At 72.5% G+C, this 15,561-nt stretch carries 15 protein-coding genes, 1 tRNA gene and 1 pseudogene; 5 read left to right on the forward strand and 12 right to left on the reverse strand.

The features are described from left to right. The first annotated feature begins 63 nt into the window (after positions 1-63). On the forward strand, positions 64-777 hold the full coding sequence (locus ACLQ3F_RS22520; protein WP_425851227.1) for an RICIN domain-containing protein: 714 nt from the start codon (positions 64-66) through the stop codon (positions 775-777). Between the two features lie 48 nt (positions 778-825). On the opposite strand, the gene ACLQ3F_RS22525 is transcribed toward ACLQ3F_RS22520, so the two are convergent. Beyond that, positions 826-2,181: an MFS transporter gene (locus tag ACLQ3F_RS22525; protein ID WP_425851229.1), complete on the reverse strand. Its 1,356-nt coding sequence runs from the start codon at positions 2,179-2,181 to the stop codon at positions 826-828. A gap of 1 nt (position 2,182) precedes the next feature. Here ACLQ3F_RS22525 and ACLQ3F_RS22530 point away from each other — a divergent pair, with 1 nt between their 5' ends. After that, entirely contained in the window at positions 2,183-3,190 is a 1,008-nt protein-coding gene (locus ACLQ3F_RS22530; RefSeq protein ID WP_425851231.1) for a GlxA family transcriptional regulator, read from the forward strand. 336 nt (positions 3,191-3,526) lie between these two features. Here ACLQ3F_RS22530 and ACLQ3F_RS22535 read toward each other — a convergent pair whose 3' ends face one another. From ACLQ3F_RS22535 to ACLQ3F_RS22570, 8 genes are all read right to left on the reverse strand, one after another. Next, complete coding sequence (locus ACLQ3F_RS22535; protein ID WP_355005532.1) at positions 3,527-3,991, reverse strand: hypothetical protein; 465 nt, start codon at positions 3,989-3,991, stop codon at positions 3,527-3,529. Between the two features lie 28 nt (positions 3,992-4,019). Next, positions 4,020-5,972 (reverse strand): VWA domain-containing protein, encoded by a 1,953-nt coding sequence (locus ACLQ3F_RS22540; RefSeq protein ID WP_425851232.1) that lies wholly within the window; start codon positions 5,970-5,972, stop codon positions 4,020-4,022. Between the two features lie 2 nt (positions 5,973-5,974). After that, positions 5,975-7,435, reverse strand: coding sequence for a sigma 54-interacting transcriptional regulator (locus ACLQ3F_RS22545; RefSeq protein WP_355005534.1), 1,461 nt, complete (start codon positions 7,433-7,435; stop codon positions 5,975-5,977). Positions 7,436-7,489: 54 nt separating this feature from the next. Then, a complete protein-coding gene (locus ACLQ3F_RS22550; protein WP_425851234.1) occupies positions 7,490-8,566 on the reverse strand; it encodes a hypothetical protein in 1,077 nt (358 codons plus the stop codon). A 76-nt stretch (positions 8,567-8,642) separates the two neighbouring features. Next, on the reverse strand, positions 8,643-9,293 hold the full coding sequence (locus tag ACLQ3F_RS22555; RefSeq protein WP_355005536.1) for a response regulator transcription factor: 651 nt from the start codon (positions 9,291-9,293) through the stop codon (positions 8,643-8,645). Then, entirely contained in the window at positions 9,290-10,534 is a 1,245-nt protein-coding gene (locus ACLQ3F_RS22560) for a sensor histidine kinase (protein ID WP_425851235.1), read from the reverse strand. The genes ACLQ3F_RS22555 and ACLQ3F_RS22560 overlap by 4 nt, the downstream gene beginning before the upstream one ends. 55 nt (positions 10,535-10,589) lie before the next feature. After that, positions 10,590-11,087 carry a hemerythrin domain-containing protein gene (locus tag ACLQ3F_RS22565; RefSeq protein ID WP_425696605.1) on the reverse strand — a complete coding sequence of 166 codons (498 nt, stop codon included), beginning with the start codon at positions 11,085-11,087 and terminating at the stop codon, positions 10,590-10,592. A gap of 5 nt (positions 11,088-11,092) precedes the next feature. Then, positions 11,093-12,073 (reverse strand): aldo/keto reductase, encoded by a 981-nt coding sequence (locus ACLQ3F_RS22570; RefSeq protein WP_425851236.1) that lies wholly within the window; start codon positions 12,071-12,073, stop codon positions 11,093-11,095. Positions 12,074-12,143: 70 nt separating this feature from the next. On the opposite strand from ACLQ3F_RS22570, the gene mgrA reads away from it, so the two are divergent. Further along, positions 12,144-13,139 carry an L-glyceraldehyde 3-phosphate reductase gene (mgrA, locus tag ACLQ3F_RS22575; RefSeq protein ID WP_425851238.1) on the forward strand — a complete coding sequence of 332 codons (996 nt, stop codon included), beginning with the start codon at positions 12,144-12,146 and terminating at the stop codon, positions 13,137-13,139. Positions 13,140-13,166: 27 nt separating this feature from the next. On the opposite strand, the pseudogene ACLQ3F_RS22580 reads toward mgrA, so the two are convergent. Then, positions 13,167-14,221: pseudogene (locus ACLQ3F_RS22580) on the reverse strand (lytic polysaccharide monooxygenase auxiliary activity family 9 protein). Here ACLQ3F_RS22580 and ACLQ3F_RS22585 point away from each other — a divergent pair. Beyond that, a complete protein-coding gene (locus ACLQ3F_RS22585; protein WP_030490864.1) occupies positions 14,220-14,342 on the forward strand; it encodes a 50S ribosomal protein L36 in 123 nt (40 codons plus the stop codon). The pseudogene ACLQ3F_RS22580 and the gene ACLQ3F_RS22585 overlap by 2 nt on opposite strands. A gap of 130 nt (positions 14,343-14,472) precedes the next feature. Then, positions 14,473-14,733, forward strand: a complete 261-nt coding sequence (locus ACLQ3F_RS22590) for a YciI family protein (protein ID WP_357259129.1) — start codon at positions 14,473-14,475, stop codon at positions 14,731-14,733. A gap of 75 nt (positions 14,734-14,808) precedes the next feature. Here the strand turns inward: ACLQ3F_RS22590 and ACLQ3F_RS22595 are convergent. Then, positions 14,809-14,881 (reverse strand) — tRNA-Ala (locus ACLQ3F_RS22595). An 88-nt stretch (positions 14,882-14,969) separates the two neighbouring features. Continuing rightward, a complete protein-coding gene (locus tag ACLQ3F_RS22600; RefSeq protein ID WP_425851239.1) occupies positions 14,970-15,560 on the reverse strand; it encodes a YqgE/AlgH family protein in 591 nt (196 codons plus the stop codon). Between the last annotated feature and the right edge of the window lies 1 nt (position 15,561).

Here is a 15,561-nt window from a genome sequence, read left to right on the forward strand (position 1 = left end):
CCTCGCCGACCCCCGCACCGCCGGGCTGGCTCCGGCGCGACGTCGTGGGTGAGGATGGCGCGTATGTCAGCGCCCGAGGAACGCCCCGATCCCGCCGGCACCGTCTACGGCGGTCACCGGGCACCGCGCTCCGGCCCGCTGGCCGATCCGATGCTGCGGGTCGCGGTGGCGGTCGGGGCCGTCGGCGTACTCCTGGGGGTCGTCTTCGCCACCGGGCTGCTCGACGGTGACGGCGAGCCGTCGGTGCCGGCGTCGGTCGCTTCACCGTCCAGCGCGGCGCAGCCCAGCGCGCCGACCGGCGAGCCGAGCCCGACCGCACCGGCCGAGCCGTCGCCGACTCCGTCAGCCAGCACGCCGGCCGCCCCGCCCACCGGGCCCCGGGTGCTGCGCGCCACCTCGGGCCTCTGCCTGGGGCTCGACGGTGCCGGCAAGGAGGCCGGGGCCGAGTTGGCCGTGTGCACCGGCGCCCCGGAGCAGCAGTGGGTGCTCAGCCCGGCCGGCGCGGGCGTGCTGTCGTTGACGAACGCCGCGTACGGGCAGTGCCTCGACGTCGAGGGTGGCAGTCAGGACGACGGAGCGCGGTTGCTGCAGTTCCCCTGCCACGGTGGGGCCAACCAGCAGTGGCGGTTCGGCGGGACCGACACCAGCGCGGTCCTGCTCATCGCCGCGCACAGCAACAGGTGCGCCCAGGCCGACGACGACGCCGTCGAGGCGGGCGATGACATCCGGCAGCGACAGTGCGACGGCCGGCCGGCCCAGCAGTGGACAGTGAGCTGACCGGCCGACGCGTCGCACGTCCCGTGCGGCCGTCAGGTCCAGCGCGGTTCAACCCCGGAACCTCCACGCCCTGGGCGCGGTCGCGGCGACCAGCACGGCCTCCGGCACCGCTCGGCCCGGTCGGCGGCGCAGCAGCAACGACAGCCCGGCGGCGCCGATCGACAGCGCACCCGCCACATACCAGGCCATCGCGTAGTCGCCCAGCCGGTCCCGGACCAGCCCCGCGCCGGTGGCGGCGACCGCCGCGCCCAGTTGGTGCGCGGCGAACACCCAGCCGAACACCACAGCTCCGGCGCCACCGAAGTACTCCCGGCACAGCGCCACCGTCGGCGGCACCGTGGCCACCCAGTCCAGGCCGTAGAAGACGATGAACACCAGCATGCTCGGCTCGGCGGTGCCGGAGAAGAGGCTCGGCAGCACCAGCAGGGACAACCCGCGCAGCGCGTAGTACAAGCCGAGCAGCAACCGGCTGTCCACCCGGTCGGTGAGCCAGCCGGAGGCGATGGTGCCGACAATGTCGAAGAGCCCCACCAGGGCGAGCAACCCGGCCGCCGTGGTCTGGGCCATGCCGTGGTCGTGCGCGGCCGGCACGAAGTGGGTACCGACCAGGCCGTTCGTGGTCGCCCCGCAGATCGCGAAGCCTCCGGCCAGCAGCCAGAACGGCCGGGTCCGGGCCGCGGTGGCCAGCGCGCCGATCGCCCGGGCCGCCGCGCCGCCGGTCGCCGGCGGCGCCGCGACGACCTCGGTCGCCCCGTAGGCGGGCAGGCCGAGATCCGCCGGGTGCTCGCGCAGCAGCCACACCACCAGAGGTACGACCGCCAGCGCCGCCGCGGCCACCACGAGTGCGGCGGTACGCCAGCCGTGATCGCGTACCAGGATGGCGATCAGTGGCAGGAACACCAGTTGCCCGGCCGCCCCGCCGGCGGTCAGCACTCCGGTGACCAGGCCCCGCCGGTGCACGAACCAACGGCCGGTGACGGTGGCCACGAACGCCAGCGCCATCGAGCCGGTGCCCAGCCCCACCAGCACACCCCAGCAGAGCAGGAGCTGCCAACTGGCGGTCATGAAGACCGTCAGACCGCTGCCCGCGGCGACCAGCAGCAACGCCACCGAGACCACCCGGCGGATGCCGAACCGGTCCATCAGGGCGGCCGCGAACGGCGCGGTGAGCCCGTAGAGCAGCAGGTTGACCGAGACGGCCGCGGAGATCGTGGCCAGCGGCCAGCCGAACTCCTCGTGCAGCGGGTGCAGCAGCACCGACGGGGTGGCGCGGAACCCGGCCGCGCCGACCAGCGCCACGAAGGCAACGGCGGCGACCAACCAGGCGGGATGCAGACGGCGGTTCTTGGTCACGCGACAAGTCTGAGCGGGGCCGTTGACGGCGACGAGTGGCCGGAAAGCCATCATGCGCAATAATCGGGCCATGACCGATCGCCCGCACCGGATCGCCGTACTCGCCCTGCATCAGGTGGTCGGCCTCGACCTCGGCACCCCGTCCCAGGTCTTCGGCACGGCCCGGGCCACTGACGGGACACCCTTCTACGACGTCCGGGTGTGCACCCCGGGTGGGCAGCCCGTACGCAGCACCGCGGGCTTCCAGGTGCTACCCGACCACGGGCTGGCGTTGCTCGACACCGCCGACACGGTGATCGTCCCCGGCATCCACGACGGCACCGTCCTGTCCTCGGGCATCGTCGAGCCGGACGTGACCGAGGCGCTGCGCGCGGCGTACGAGCGGGGTGCCCGGATCATGTCGATCTGCACCGGAGCGTTCGTGCTCGCCGCCGCCGGGCTCCTCGACGGGCGGCGGGCGACCACCCACTGGGCGTACGCCGAGCAGTTCCGCCGCCTGCACGACCGGGTGGACCTCGACCCGGGCGTGCTCTTCGTCGGCGACGACCGGGTGCTCACCTCGGCCGGAGTCGCCGCCGGCATCGACCTCTGCCTGCACGTCATCCGCCTCGACCACGGCAGCGAGGTGGCCAACCGGGCGGCCCGCCGCTGCGTGATGCCGCCGTGGCGCGACGGCGGTCAGGCGCAGTACATCGAGCAGCCGGTGCCGAAGGCGACCGACACCAGCACGGCGGGAGCCCGGGAGTGGGCGCGGCAGCGGTTGCACGAACCGATCGCGCTGCGCGACCTGGCCGAGCAGGCGCGGATGAGCGTGCGCACCTTCACCCGACGCTTCCGTTCGGAGACCGGCCTCAGCCCGGCGCAGTGGCTGCTGCACCAGCGCACCGACCACGCGAGACTGCTGCTGGAGACGACCGACCTCACCGTCGACCAGATCGCCCACCGCTGCGGTTTCGGCACCACCGCCGCCCTACGCCAGCAACTGCACCAACGCATCGGCGTGGCCCCGTCCACCTACCGCCGCACCTTCCACCCCCGCCCCGAACTAATCAAGACCTGACCGCAACCCCGCACACCCCCGCGCTGCACCCCCGGGCCGCACCCCCGGGCCGCACCCCCGGGCCGCACCCCCGCGCGCCCTCGGCACCCCGCGATCTTGCACTTTTGGTCGCCCGTATGCATGGTTTGCCCATAATTGCGGGGGCAGGAAGTGCAAGATCGCGGAGAGCATGGGCGCGGGGCAGGGCTCGTTCGATCTTTCGTTCCGGGTCCGTGCAGCACTACTTGCGGGCGTGATGACTGTGGGTCATCAAGATGACTCACAGACATCACGCTCAATGGACCACGGCACCCGTGCCGGGTCACACTGAACAGCCGCCGCCCGTACCGCCGCCGCTCAGGACCGGAGCAGGTGCAGTTGGGACTGGTGCTTCGGCAGGTGCACCCGGGTGTGCAGGTCCAGGGTGCGGGACCAGGGCAGTGGCTCGTCGACGACGAGGTCGAAGCCCTCGCGGAGGTGCGTCTCGACCGGGGTCTCCGCTGCCAGGCCGAGCTGGTCGACCAGCCCGCACAGCCGGTCGCTGGTGCCGTGCAGCAGCGCGGTCAGGCCACGCAGGCCACCCTGCTCGGCGGCGAGCGCGTCGAGCTGCGGGCGGTGCACGTCCTCCTCCAACTCGTAGTAGGCGAACGGCGAACCGGCCAGCAACGCCTCGGTGGCGTGGATCATCAGCTCGTCGTTGGCGACCAGATGCGCGACGATCTGCTCGGCACTGAGCTGCCCCTCCGGAGCCGGACCGAACCCGCCAGCGTCGACCTCCGCGAACAGGGCACCGTAAGCCCGCCGCAATCCCCCGCTCTCCATCCCCCCAGTCAACCCGCCGCGGCGAGAGTTAGCGGCGGGATTGGCGGGAGCGGAGGTAGTCGCTGACCACGTACTCGCCCAGGTCGTCGGTGTCCGGCGTGAACATGCGACCCCGGCTGCGGCGGGCCACCGCGTCGACGAAGCGTCGCAGACCCGGGTCGTCACCGAGCATGAACAGGTTGAGCGTGGCACCGTAACGGCTCAGCCGGTCCACCTCGCGGACCGTCGCCTCGATCGTCTCCGGCAGCGGCGGCCAGTGGAACAGCGCCTCCCCGTCGTCCGGATCCAGGTGCGCGGTCGGCTCGCCGTCGGTGACCACCAGCACGATCGGCTCGGCGTCCGGGTGCCGGCGCAGGTGCCGGCCCGCCAACCGCAGCGCGTGCTGGAGGTTGGTGCCCTGCTCCATGTCCGGCTCCACGGCCGCCAACTCCTGCTGGGTGAGCGTCATCGCCTCCCGGCCGAAGCCCACGATCTGCAGGGCGTCCTGTGGGAAGCGCGTCTCCATCAGGTGCGCCAGCGCCAGCGCCGTCTGCTTCATCGGCCCCCAACGACCCTGCGAGATCATCGAGTACGACAGGTCGACGCAGAGCACCACAGCGGCCGAGGCGCGCCTCTCGGTCTCCACCACCTCGAAGTCGTCCACCGCGAGCTGCACCGGGACCGTCGGCCCGGCCCGACTGACCGCCCGGGTCAACGTGCGGACCACGTCCAACGGCTGCTCGTCGCCGTACTGCCAGGGCCTGGACGCGCCGCTGACCTCGCCCGCCGCACCGGCCGAGCGCAGGTCGTGCTGGCCACGCGGCCCGGCGGTCAGCTCCGCGAAGACCTGCCGCAGCGCGGTCCCGCCGAGCCGGCGCAGCGCCTTCGGGCTCAGTGTGAGCCCCTCCGCGTCCCGGCTGACCCACCCCTGGCGGCGCAGCTCCCGCTCCAGGTCACGCAGACGGCGAACGTCATCGGCCGCGTCCCGGCCCAGTGTGCGCGCCACCGCGTCGACGTCCACGTCGTCGAGGGTCGCCCCCGGGTGTTCCTGGTCGAGCTGGTCCAGCAGGTCGTCCAGGTCGCCGATCTCACCCAGCGCGCCGGCCGCGTCGGCGTAGTCCAGCGGCTGGTCGCCACGGACCCGCTCGCCGCGCCCCCAGCGCAGATCGGGTCGCAGCGCGCGCAGGTTCGCGTCGAGCGCGGACAACTCCCCCGCGAGGCGGTCGCCGAGCGACTGCTGCATGAGGCCAGCCAGCTCGGCGCGCTGCCGCTCGGAGAGCGAGTTCATCAGCCGCTCACCGGCCGCCGCCCGGCGGGCCAGCACATCGATCAACTCGTCGACGTTCTCCGGCTTCTCCGGGAAGAAGTCGCCATGTCGGCGCATGAACTCGGCGAACGCGTCGGTGGTGTCCTCCGCGCGACCGTGCCGGGCGAGCAGGTCGTTCAGATCGCCCATCATCTCGGCGAGCCGCTGCTGGGCGGCCGGGTCGGCGGAGGCGCGCACCGCGTCGCGCATCCCGGCGAAGCGCTGGCCGAGCACGTCGTCGCGGAGTTGGTCGAGGATCTGCTGGTACGCGCGGCGGGCATCGTCGCTGGCCCACTGGTAGCCGGACAGCTCCTCCACCGCCCGCGCCGTCGAGCGCGGCAGATTGTCCAGCACCGCCTCGGCGAACCGCGCGGCGTCGTCGTCGCGACCCCGCAGCTCGTCCCGCTCGGCGGCGAGGGCCTGGTCGAGCAGGGCCTGGGCCCGGGTCACCGCCCCGTCCAGGTCACCCCTGCGCAACGCCTCCCGGCGTAGCCGCCGAGCCCGGGCCGCCAGGTCGTCCAGGCCACCCCGTCCCTGCGGGCCACGGCGCAGCAGGTCACGCAGCGCCTCCCGCAGGCTGCCGCCGGCCAGCACCTCGGCACCGACCGCGTCCACCGCCTCGCGCACGTCGTACGGGGGTGCGAGCGGGTCGGGCCCGCCGTTCCACTGCCCGTAACGGAACCGGTTGCCGGCCACTGTCAGCCCCGGCCGCCGTAGACGGTGCGCCCCGAGTCGGTGACGTCCTTGCCGAGCCGGCGGGTCAGGTGCAGCCCCTCCAGCACGAACTCGACGGCGGCAGCGGCCTCCTCCGAGGTGGGCGCGTCGCCCAGGTCGAGCCGGTCCATGACCTTCGCCAGTCCGGGTACGGTGCCGACCTGGCGCAGCAGCTCGGCGGCGCTGACCAACTCGCCGGTCTCGATCGCGGCGCCGTCCTCGACCAGGGCGGTGAACCCGGACAGGTCCAGCCCGGCCAGGCGGGCCCGGAACGTCTCGGCGGTCGCCGTACGCAGCAGGTGCGCGAGGATCTCGGTCTCCCGGCCCTCCTCGCCGCTCTCGAACTCGACCTTGCCGCGCAGCGTGCTCGTCACCGACACCGCGTCACCGACGCGGGCGACGGCGGCCTCGGGGCGTCCGTCCGGGGTGTCGGAGGCGGCGAGCAGACCGGCGCGACGCAACGCGGCACCGGCGACCGTCTCGGCGGCGGCGATGGCGAAGCGGGCGGAGACACCGGAGCGCGGGTCCACCGACGGCGACTCCCGGACGGCGCGGGCGAAGCGGGCCAGCACCTCCAGCACGTGTTCGGGCACCTCGGCGAACAGGTCGGCCTCCTGGCGGATCAGCGCCAGCTCCAGCTCCAGCTCGACCGGGTAGTGGGTGCGGATCTCCGCGCCGAAACGGTCCTTGAGGGGAGTGATGATCCGGCCCCGGTTGGTGTAGTCCTCCGGGTTGGCGCTCGCCACCAGGAGCAGGTCCAGCGGCAGGCGCAGCTGGTAGCCGCGAACCTGGATGTCGCGCTCCTCCAGCACGTTGAGCAGGGCCACCTGGATCCGCTCGGCCAGGTCGGGCAGCTCGTTGACGGCGAAGATGCCCCGGTTGGTGCGCGGCACCAACCCGAAGTGGATGGTCTCCGGGTCGCCGAGGGTACGACCCTGGGCGATGCGGATCGGGTCGACGTCGCCGATCAGGTCCCCGACGCTGGTGTCCGGGGTGGCCAACTTCTCGCCGTACCGCATCGAACGGTGCAGCCAGCCGATCGGCAGGTCGTCACCGGCCTCGGCGACCTGGGCGACCGACGCCGGGGTGAGCGGGTGCATCGGGTGCTCGTTGAGCACCGAGCCGGGCAGAACGGGGGTCCACTCGTCGAGCAACGCGCCCAGTGAGCGGATCAGCCGGGTCTTGCCCTGGCCGCGCTCGCCGAGCAGCACCATGTCGTGCCCGGCGAGCAGGGCCCGCTCGACCTCGGGCAGCACTGTGTCGTCGTAGCCGACGATGCCGGGGAAACGGGTCTCGCCGGAGCGCATCCGGGCGAGGAGGTTGTCGCGGAGTTCCTGCTTGACGGTGCGGTACTGGTGACCGGCCGCCCGTAGCGCGCCGAGCGTGCCGGGCAGGTCGGCCGGTGGAACCGGGATTACCGGGGTAGGCGCAGTCACCCGACCCACGCTAGCTCACATTCGCGGGGGCGCCCCGGGCATCAGGGGCCCCCGCTCCCACCCTCAGCCCCGGTCGCAACGCCGGCAGGCACCGCGACGGCGCAGGTGGTAGGCGTACGTGGCGACGCCGAGGGCCACGCCCCACAGCGGCCAGAGCAGCATCGGCGCCCCGGTCATGCTGAACCCGCCGGTCAGCCGCCAGAACTCGGGATTGCTGAGCAGCCCCAGCGAGGCCGCGGTCACGGAGATGGCGACCAGGGTGGCCGGCACCACGGCCAGCTTCACCGGCACCCGACGGCCGGCCAGGCCGAGCATCCAGCGCGGGAAACGCTCGCCCCAGCGCTGCACCAGTCCCAGGGTGAGGATCGCGCCGACGCTGGCGAAAGCGCCCAGCCCGAGCCCGGCCCAGACCAGCCCGGTGTCCTGCATCTCGGTCAGGAACTCGCGGGAGATGCCGAGCGGGATGCCGGCCGCCCAGGCGAAGCGGGTCACCGCGTACGTCAGGGGGATCACCGCGGCGATGCCGGCGGCCCACCGGCCCCAGCGGGTGGCGGCGGCCGGGGTGGTCCACCCCTTGCCGGTGTCGGCGCGGCCGCAGCCGACGCAGGCCCCGGCGGTACGGCGCTGCCAGGCGAGTACCGCCTCGACCAGCAGCAGCCCGCCGGCCAGCGCCGCGAACCGGGCGAACAGCGCCCAGTTGAAGACATCGGAGTAGTCGATCGGCGGCCAGCCGAACGGCGCCCCGACGATGAGTATCGGCAGGTAGCCGAGGACGATCAGCACTCGGACGTCCGGCACGACCAGGACAAGGACGAACGCGACCGCCCAGCCGTAGCCGGCGAGCAGCGCCCGCAGCGGGCCGGGTGATCGCGCCGCCGGGCGGCTCATGGCCAGGGCGGCCACCGCGGCGGTGAGCAGCACACCGGCGAAGAGCGGGGTGGCCACCTCCACCGGCACCAGGCGGAGCAGGCTGACGTCGCCGCCGTGGGGGTCGTTCGGGCCGAACGGGTAGCCGGCGCCGGTGAGCGTGCCGAGCAGGGCGAGCACGCCCCACAGGCCGAGCCAACCGGCGGCCAGTGGGGCCAGCCGATCCGGCCAGCGGGAGTCGGTACGGGGCAGAGAGGCAGTGATCGTCGTCATGCTCTCAGCCTCGACTGACAGCCGCCGGATTCCCTCCCGGCCGGCGGTGAACCCCCTCCCCCGATGGAGGGACCGATCAGCCGGACGGGGTGACGAAGCCGGACTCGTAGGCGGCGATGACCGCCTGCGTGCGGTCGCGGACCCCCAGCTTGGCCAGCACGTTGCCGACGTGCGTCTTGACCGTTTCCACCCCGACCACAAGGTGCGCGGCGATCTCCGGGTTGGACCGGCCGGTGGTCATCAACCGCAGCACCTCGGCCTCCCGTTCGGTGAGCCGGGCGGTGCTCAACCGGTCGCCGCCCGCCGGCCCGTACGCCCCGACCAGTTGGCGGATCGCGGCCGGGAAGAGCAGCGACTCGCCGGCCGCGACCACCCGGACCGCCTCGACCACCTCGGCGGGCCGGGCCCGTTTGAGCAGGAACCCCGAAGCGCCGGCCCGTAGCGCCTCGTAGACGTACTCGTCGTTGGCGAAGGTGGTGACCACCAGGACCCGGGGCGGGTCGGCGGAGGTGGCCATCAGGTGCCGGGTGGCCTGGATGCCGTCGATGCCGGGCATCCGTACGTCCATCAGCACCACGTCGGGCCGGTGCCGGGCGACCAGCGGCGGCACCTCGGCCCCGTCGGCGGCTTCGGCGAGCACGCGCAGGTCGGGTTGGGCGTCGATGATGGCCCGCAGCCCCACCCGGATCAGCTCGTCGTCGTCGACGATCAGCACTCCGGTGGTCATGTCGTCTCCTCGTACGGCAGGCGGGCCCGGATCAGCCATTGGTCGCCGTCCGGGCCCACGGTCAGCCGGCCGCCGAGCAGCAGCACCCGCTCCCGCATGCCGTCCAGGCCTCGACCGCCCCGCCCCGGCCAGCCCTGGTCGGGGTGGCGCACCGCGTTGGTCAGCTCCAGCTCCAGCGCGTCGCCCCGCAGGTCCAGGCGTACCGTCACCGGCCCGCGGCCGTGCCGGGCGGCGTTGGTCAGTCCTTCCTGGACGATCCGGTACCCCTCCCGGGAGACCACAGCGGGCACCCGGGCCGGGTCGCCGGCGCGTTGCGCGTGCACAGCCAGGCCGGCCGCGCGTGCGTCGGTGACCAGCCGGTCCAGGTCGGCGAGGGTACGCTGCGGCGCCACCACGGGCCGGTCGCGTCCGTTCTCCCGGAGCAGCCCGAGCACGTGGTCGAGGTCGTCCATCGCGGTCCGTCCGACGTCCTCGATGGCGGTGAGCGCCCGCCGGACGAACTCGGGGTCGGTGTCGAGGACCTCGCGGGCGGCCCCGGCCTGGAGGGTGGCCACTGTCAGCGCGTGGCCGACGGAGTCGTGCAGCTCCCGGGCCAGCCGGTTGCGTTCGGCGAGCCGGGCGGCCCGTGCTTCGAGGGCGGCGATCCGCTCCGCCTGGGCCGGGCCGAGCAGCACCGGCGCCATGGATCCGGCGAGCGCGCCGAGACCGGCGACGGCGTAGCCGAGGACGACCAGCAGGAGCACCCCGGTCACTGTCAGCCAGCCGCTGTCCTGTCCGTCCAGTGGCCCGAACTGTTCCTGGCTGATCACCTCGGTGCCGATGCCGAACTGTTGGGCGATGAACGCGAGTGCCATCGGCAGGGCGCTGAACAACCCGATCATCACCAGCGCGCCGACGATGAGGTGGGTGGCGATCCAGAGCGCGCTGCGCAGCCGGGTCTCCCGGTCGCCGTGGTGGCCGGGCGCGGGGTCGGGCAGGTCGACGCCGAGCAGGGCCCGGACGGCGGCGATCTCCAAGGCCCGGCTGCCGTCCAGCAGCAACGGGACGACGGCGATCAGTGCGGCGATGACCAGCAGGACGTAGACCATTGGACGGGGGATCGCCGAGTCGGCGAGCAGTTGGGCGAAGGTCACCGCGAGCAGCCCGTACGGCAGTGCCAGCACGCCGCCGAGCAGCAGGAACACGCCGCGTCGCCAGGTGGTGCCGGCGACCAGCGGGGCCAGCGCCGCTCGGAGGGTCACCTCGTCATTCTGCTGCCCGGACGGGTTCCGCCGACTCCCCCGCGTCGGGGAGATGTCAGCGGTGGTCGGCGACGTACTGCTGCGGATCCTTGTCGCGGAACGGCAGGTTGCGGCCATTCTTGTGTTCGCCGTAGAAGGTCAGCCAGCGTTGGCCCAGCTCGGCGCGGAGTTCGGTGCTGGCGTGCCGGCGGAAGTCGGGCAGCGCCTCGTCCTCTTCCTCGGCCAGGTGTTCGCTGTTCTCCCGGCGGGCGTTGCCGACCGCCTCCCACCACTGGTCCGAGCCGACCGGGTGCAGTTTCGCCTCGGCGATGGCGTCGCGGATCTTGTTGTGGTCGCCGATCGCGTCGGCGGTCTCGTCCTCGCCGTCGTCGCCGTGCTTGACCAGGTGCGGGTAGAGGATCGCCTCTTCCGCCTCGGCGTGGATGTCCAGGTGCAGGGCGAGAGCGTCCCAGATGGCGAGCATCTCCTGCTCGTCGCGGGCGTCGTCGAGGCGGGCGAAGCCACGCCGGAAGGCGGCGTGGTCGTCCAGGATCAGTGCGGTGATGTCGTCCACTGTGCTCACTTTCCGGTTGGGTTGCCGAACCGGGCACGCAGCATCGCCGGCATCGCGGCGAGCCCGGTGATCGGGCGGAAGCGTTTCGCCGCCTCAGCCAGCGCCGTGTACTCGTCGTCGGCGAGGTCGATGTCGGCGGCGGCGGCGTTGCGTTCCATCTGCTCGACCCCGGACGCCCCGGGGATGGCGAGCACGTTCGGGTGGCGCAGCAGGTAGGCCAGCGCGATCTGGCTGGGGGTGGCGTCGTGGGCGTCGGCGACCTGGCGCAGCGTGTCGATCAGGGCCGCGCCGCGCTCCAGGTTCTCCGGCAGGAAGTACGGGTTGGCACGCCGGACCGCACCGGTCGGCGGGTTCCTGGCGTCGTAGCGGCCGGAGAGGAAGCCCTGCGCCAGCGGGCTGTACGCGATGACCACCCGGCCGGCCTGCCGCGCGTACGGCAGCAGGTCCTGCTCGGGCGCGCGGTCGAGCATGCTGTAGCGGACCTGGTTGCTGAGCACCCGCCGGCCGAGCGCGGCTTCGGCGATCTGCCAGCGGCGCAGCCCGTAGTTGCTCACGCCGACGTCGCCGATCAGCCCGACGTCCTGAAGGGTCCGCATGCCGCGCATCGTGTTGTGATCGGCGACCAGCGGGTTGTGCTGGTGCACCTGGTAGAGGTCGATGCTGGTGACGCCGAGCCGGGCCGCCGAGGCGACCGCCCGCTGCTGCACCACGGCGGCCACCGGCAGCACCGGCAGGATCTTGCTGGCGATCACGACCTTCGGCCGGTCGTCGCCGAGGGCCGCGCCGAGGATGCGTTCGCTGCGCCCGAAGCCGTAGATCTCAGCGGTGTCGAAGACCGTCACACCGAGCTCGACGGCCCGCCGGACGATCTGCGCCGCCTGCCGCTCGAAGTCCGGGCCGTACCCCCACTCCCGGGAGCCGAACTGCCAGGTGCCCAACCCGATCTTGGACAGCGGTTTGGGGGTGTCGAGCGCAATGAAACGCATGGCGTCGAAACTACTCCGATGTCCCGGTTTCCACGCCCGATCCACGCCAGGGCGGGCCGGAGCTAGGCTCATGATCGTGACTTACCTCGCTGCGGATGACCGCTACGACACCATGACCTACCGGCGCAGCGGACGCAGCGGCCTGCGACTGCCTGCCGTCTCCCTCGGGCTGTGGCACAACTTCGGTCCGGACCGCCCGTTCGAACGGCAGCGCGACATCGTCCGCCGCGCCTTCGACCTGGGTGTCACCCACTTCGACCTGGCCAACAACTACGGCCCGCCGCCCGGTTCGGCGGAGGAGAACTTCGGCCGGATGCTCGCCACCGACCTGAAGCCGTACCGGGACGAGTTGGTCATCTCCAGCAAGGCCGGGTACCTGATGTGGCCCGGCCCGTACGGCGAGTGGGGCTCGCGCAAGAACCTGATCTCGTCGCTGGACCAGTCGCTGGGCCGGATGGGGCTGGACTACGTCGACATCTTCTACTCGCACCGGTTCGACCCGGACACCCCGCTGGAGGAGACGATGGGGGCGCTCGACGCCATCGTCCGCTCCGGCAAGGCCCTCTACGTCGGCATCTCGAACTACAACTCGGAGCAGACCGCGCGGGCCGCCGCGATCCTGCGCGAGTTGGGTACGCCGCTGCTGATCAATCAGCCGTCGTACTCGATGCTCAACCGCTGGACCGAGTCCGACGGCCTGCTCGACACGCTGGAGCAGGTCGGTGCGGGCTGCATCGCGTACAGCCCGTTGGCGCAGGGTCTGCTGACCGACCGCTACCTGGGCGGCATTCCGGCCGACTCGCGGGTTCGCACCAGCGTCTTCCTCAACGAGAGCGACCTCAGCGACGAGAAGATGGCCACCATCCGTGGGCTCGGCGCGGTCGCCGAGGGGCGCGGCCAGTCCCTCGCTCAGCTCGCGTTGGCCTGGGCGCTGCGTGACCCGCGGATGACCAGCCTGATCATCGGCGCGAGCAGCGTCGAGCAGTTGGAGACGAACATCGCCGCGCTGAACAACCTCGACTTCACTGCCGACGAGTTGGCCGAAATCGAGCGCCACCTGGGCTGAGCACCGTCGGGTCCCGGGCGGGTCGGTTCACCAGATCCGGCGCCGCCCGGCCCGGTGGTTACGCACCTCGCACTGCCGGCCCACCGGCGCGGCGGCGCTGCGGCGTCGTCGTCCGGCACCGATCAGCAGCAGCGCCAGGACCAGCACGGTGGTGGCACCGGCCAGCACCGGCCACCGGCCGCCGAGGTTGGTCACCGACGCCACCGGCACGCCCGGGTCGGCCGCCGCCGCCACCGCCGTCTCGGTGGCGGCCGCCCCACTCGCGGCGGTACGCGGCGCGCTCTTCGTCGCGGCGGCCTTCGCCGGGGTGGGGGTGGCCGTGGCACCGGTGGCCTTGGCGCCGCGGAACACCACGTCGGAGCAGGAGTAGTAGGTGTCCGGCGTGTTGGAGTTCTGCCAGATCGTGTAGATCAGGTGTCGGCCACTGCGGCCCGCTGGCAGCCGGCCCGCCAACTGGTACGCCCCGGCCCGCACCGGCGGGTCGGTCAGTGTCAGGAACGGGCGCGACTCCAGATCCGCCCAGGTCAGCTTCTTGCTCGGGTCGTAGTCGGGCGTGGTGACGTAGAGCCGGAAGGTGCCCCGGTGCTCGATGGTGGTCCGGTACCGGAAGGTGAACTTCGCGCCGGTGGTCAGCGTGGTGCTGGGCCAGTCGGTGCGGGGCAGGTCCAGTCCCCGGTACGCGGACAGCCCTCCACGCACAGCTCGCCGTCCGGGATCCGTTCCCGATCTCGCCCGTTGATCGTGGAAACGCGCACGTTGTCCCATTCGCGGACCGCCGCGCCGGCCTGGATCGCCGCCCGGCAGGCGCTGGTGGCCGCGTACCGGCCCTCGGGGCCACAGGCAGCCGCGCGACTGATCGGGTCGGTCGGGGCGCCGTGGGCGGCTGCGGGTGTGGCGGCGAGCGGCACTGTCGCGGCAGCGACCAGCACCGTGGCGACGAGCCGACGTACGGGCATGAGGATGACCTCCGCCCACTGGTACGGCCGGCAGACGGCAAAGGTTCGACGCTGACCGGCCGGGAATCCGGCGGGTGGGTGCGGCGTTTCGATACACGGAACCGCTAGCACCGAGGAGGCAGACATGAAGGTACGTAGCTCGTTGCGTGCGCTCAAGCAGAAGCCGGGTTCGGTGGTGGTCCGCCGTCGCGGCCGGGTGGTCGTGGTGAACCGCGCCAACCCGCAGTGGAAGAGCCGCCAGGGCTGACTGAGCCCTTAGCGGACATTTAGTCGCCAACGCCCTGACCGGGTCATCCGGTCGGGGCGTTCTGCGTGCTGGGGCGGCCTGGTGGATCGACTAGGGTGATTCGGAAGATCACCCCGACGAGGAGGAACCGGTGTTCATCTTGGAGCTGTCCTTCGGCGACGAACCCGACCGGCTCGCCGCCCGACCGGCGCACCGGGAGCGTCTCCAGGCCCTGCACCAGGAGGGCCAGTTGGTCATGGCCGGGCCGTTCGCCGACGACTCCGGAGCACTGCTGATCTTCGACGTCCCGGACGCCGAAGCGTTCGCCGCTGTCGTCGCCGAAGATCCCTACTACCGGACCCCCGGCGTGACGATCGCCAGCCAGCGGGAGTGGTCACCGATCGTGCGGTAGCCACGCTGCGGCAGAACCGCCAGCAACAGCAGAACGCCCTGGTCGGATAATCCCGACCAGGGCGTTTCTCAAGGGTGGAGCCGAGGGGACTCGAACCCCTGACCCCCACACTGCCAGTGTGGTGCGCTACCAGCTGCGCCACGGCCCCTTGCTGTTCTCCCGGTCGCCCGGGCACTGGGAAACTATACACAGACCGGCCCGCATGGTCATCTCGCGGGGTCCCCCGCCAGGCCGGGTCAGTTGAGCGCCACGTCCGGCGGAAAGTGCGCGACGGCGGCCATCATCCCGCCCTGTCGGCGCAGCACCATCGGCCACAGGTCGTCGGGCCGGTCGACGAAGGCGTCCCCGGGCAGCCCGTCCAGCACGAACCAGGACCCGTCGGCGATCTCCTGCTCCAACTGGCCGCTGCCCCATCCGGAGTAGCCGGCGAAGACCCGGATGCCGCCGATGCTCTCCCGCAGCCGCTCCGGGTCGACCGAGAGGTCGATAGTGCCGACCGCTCCGGAAACCTGGTGGAAGCCCTTCAACCGGCGCATCGGGTGCCGCATCCGAGCGAGGCAGATGGCCGAGTCGGGCTGCACCGGGCCACCCTCGAAGAGCACCGCCGGGTGGCGGGCCAGGTCGCTCCAGTCACCGAGCACCTCGGCCACCGGCACCTCGGTGGCCCGGTTCAGCACCACGCCGAGCGCGCCGCCAGGCTCGTGGGCGACAAGCATCACCACCGTACGGTCGAAGTTCGGATCCTTGAGCGCCGGAGTCGCGACCAGCAGCCGCCCGGTCATCGACTCCATCGCTCGTCCGCCGATCGCCTGGCCCTCTCCCTGCATG

The sequence above is a fragment of the Micromonospora sp. DT15 genome, from assembly GCF_049841475.1.
In the GTDB taxonomy this organism is placed as follows: Bacteria; Actinomycetota; Actinomycetes; order Mycobacteriales; family Micromonosporaceae; genus Micromonospora.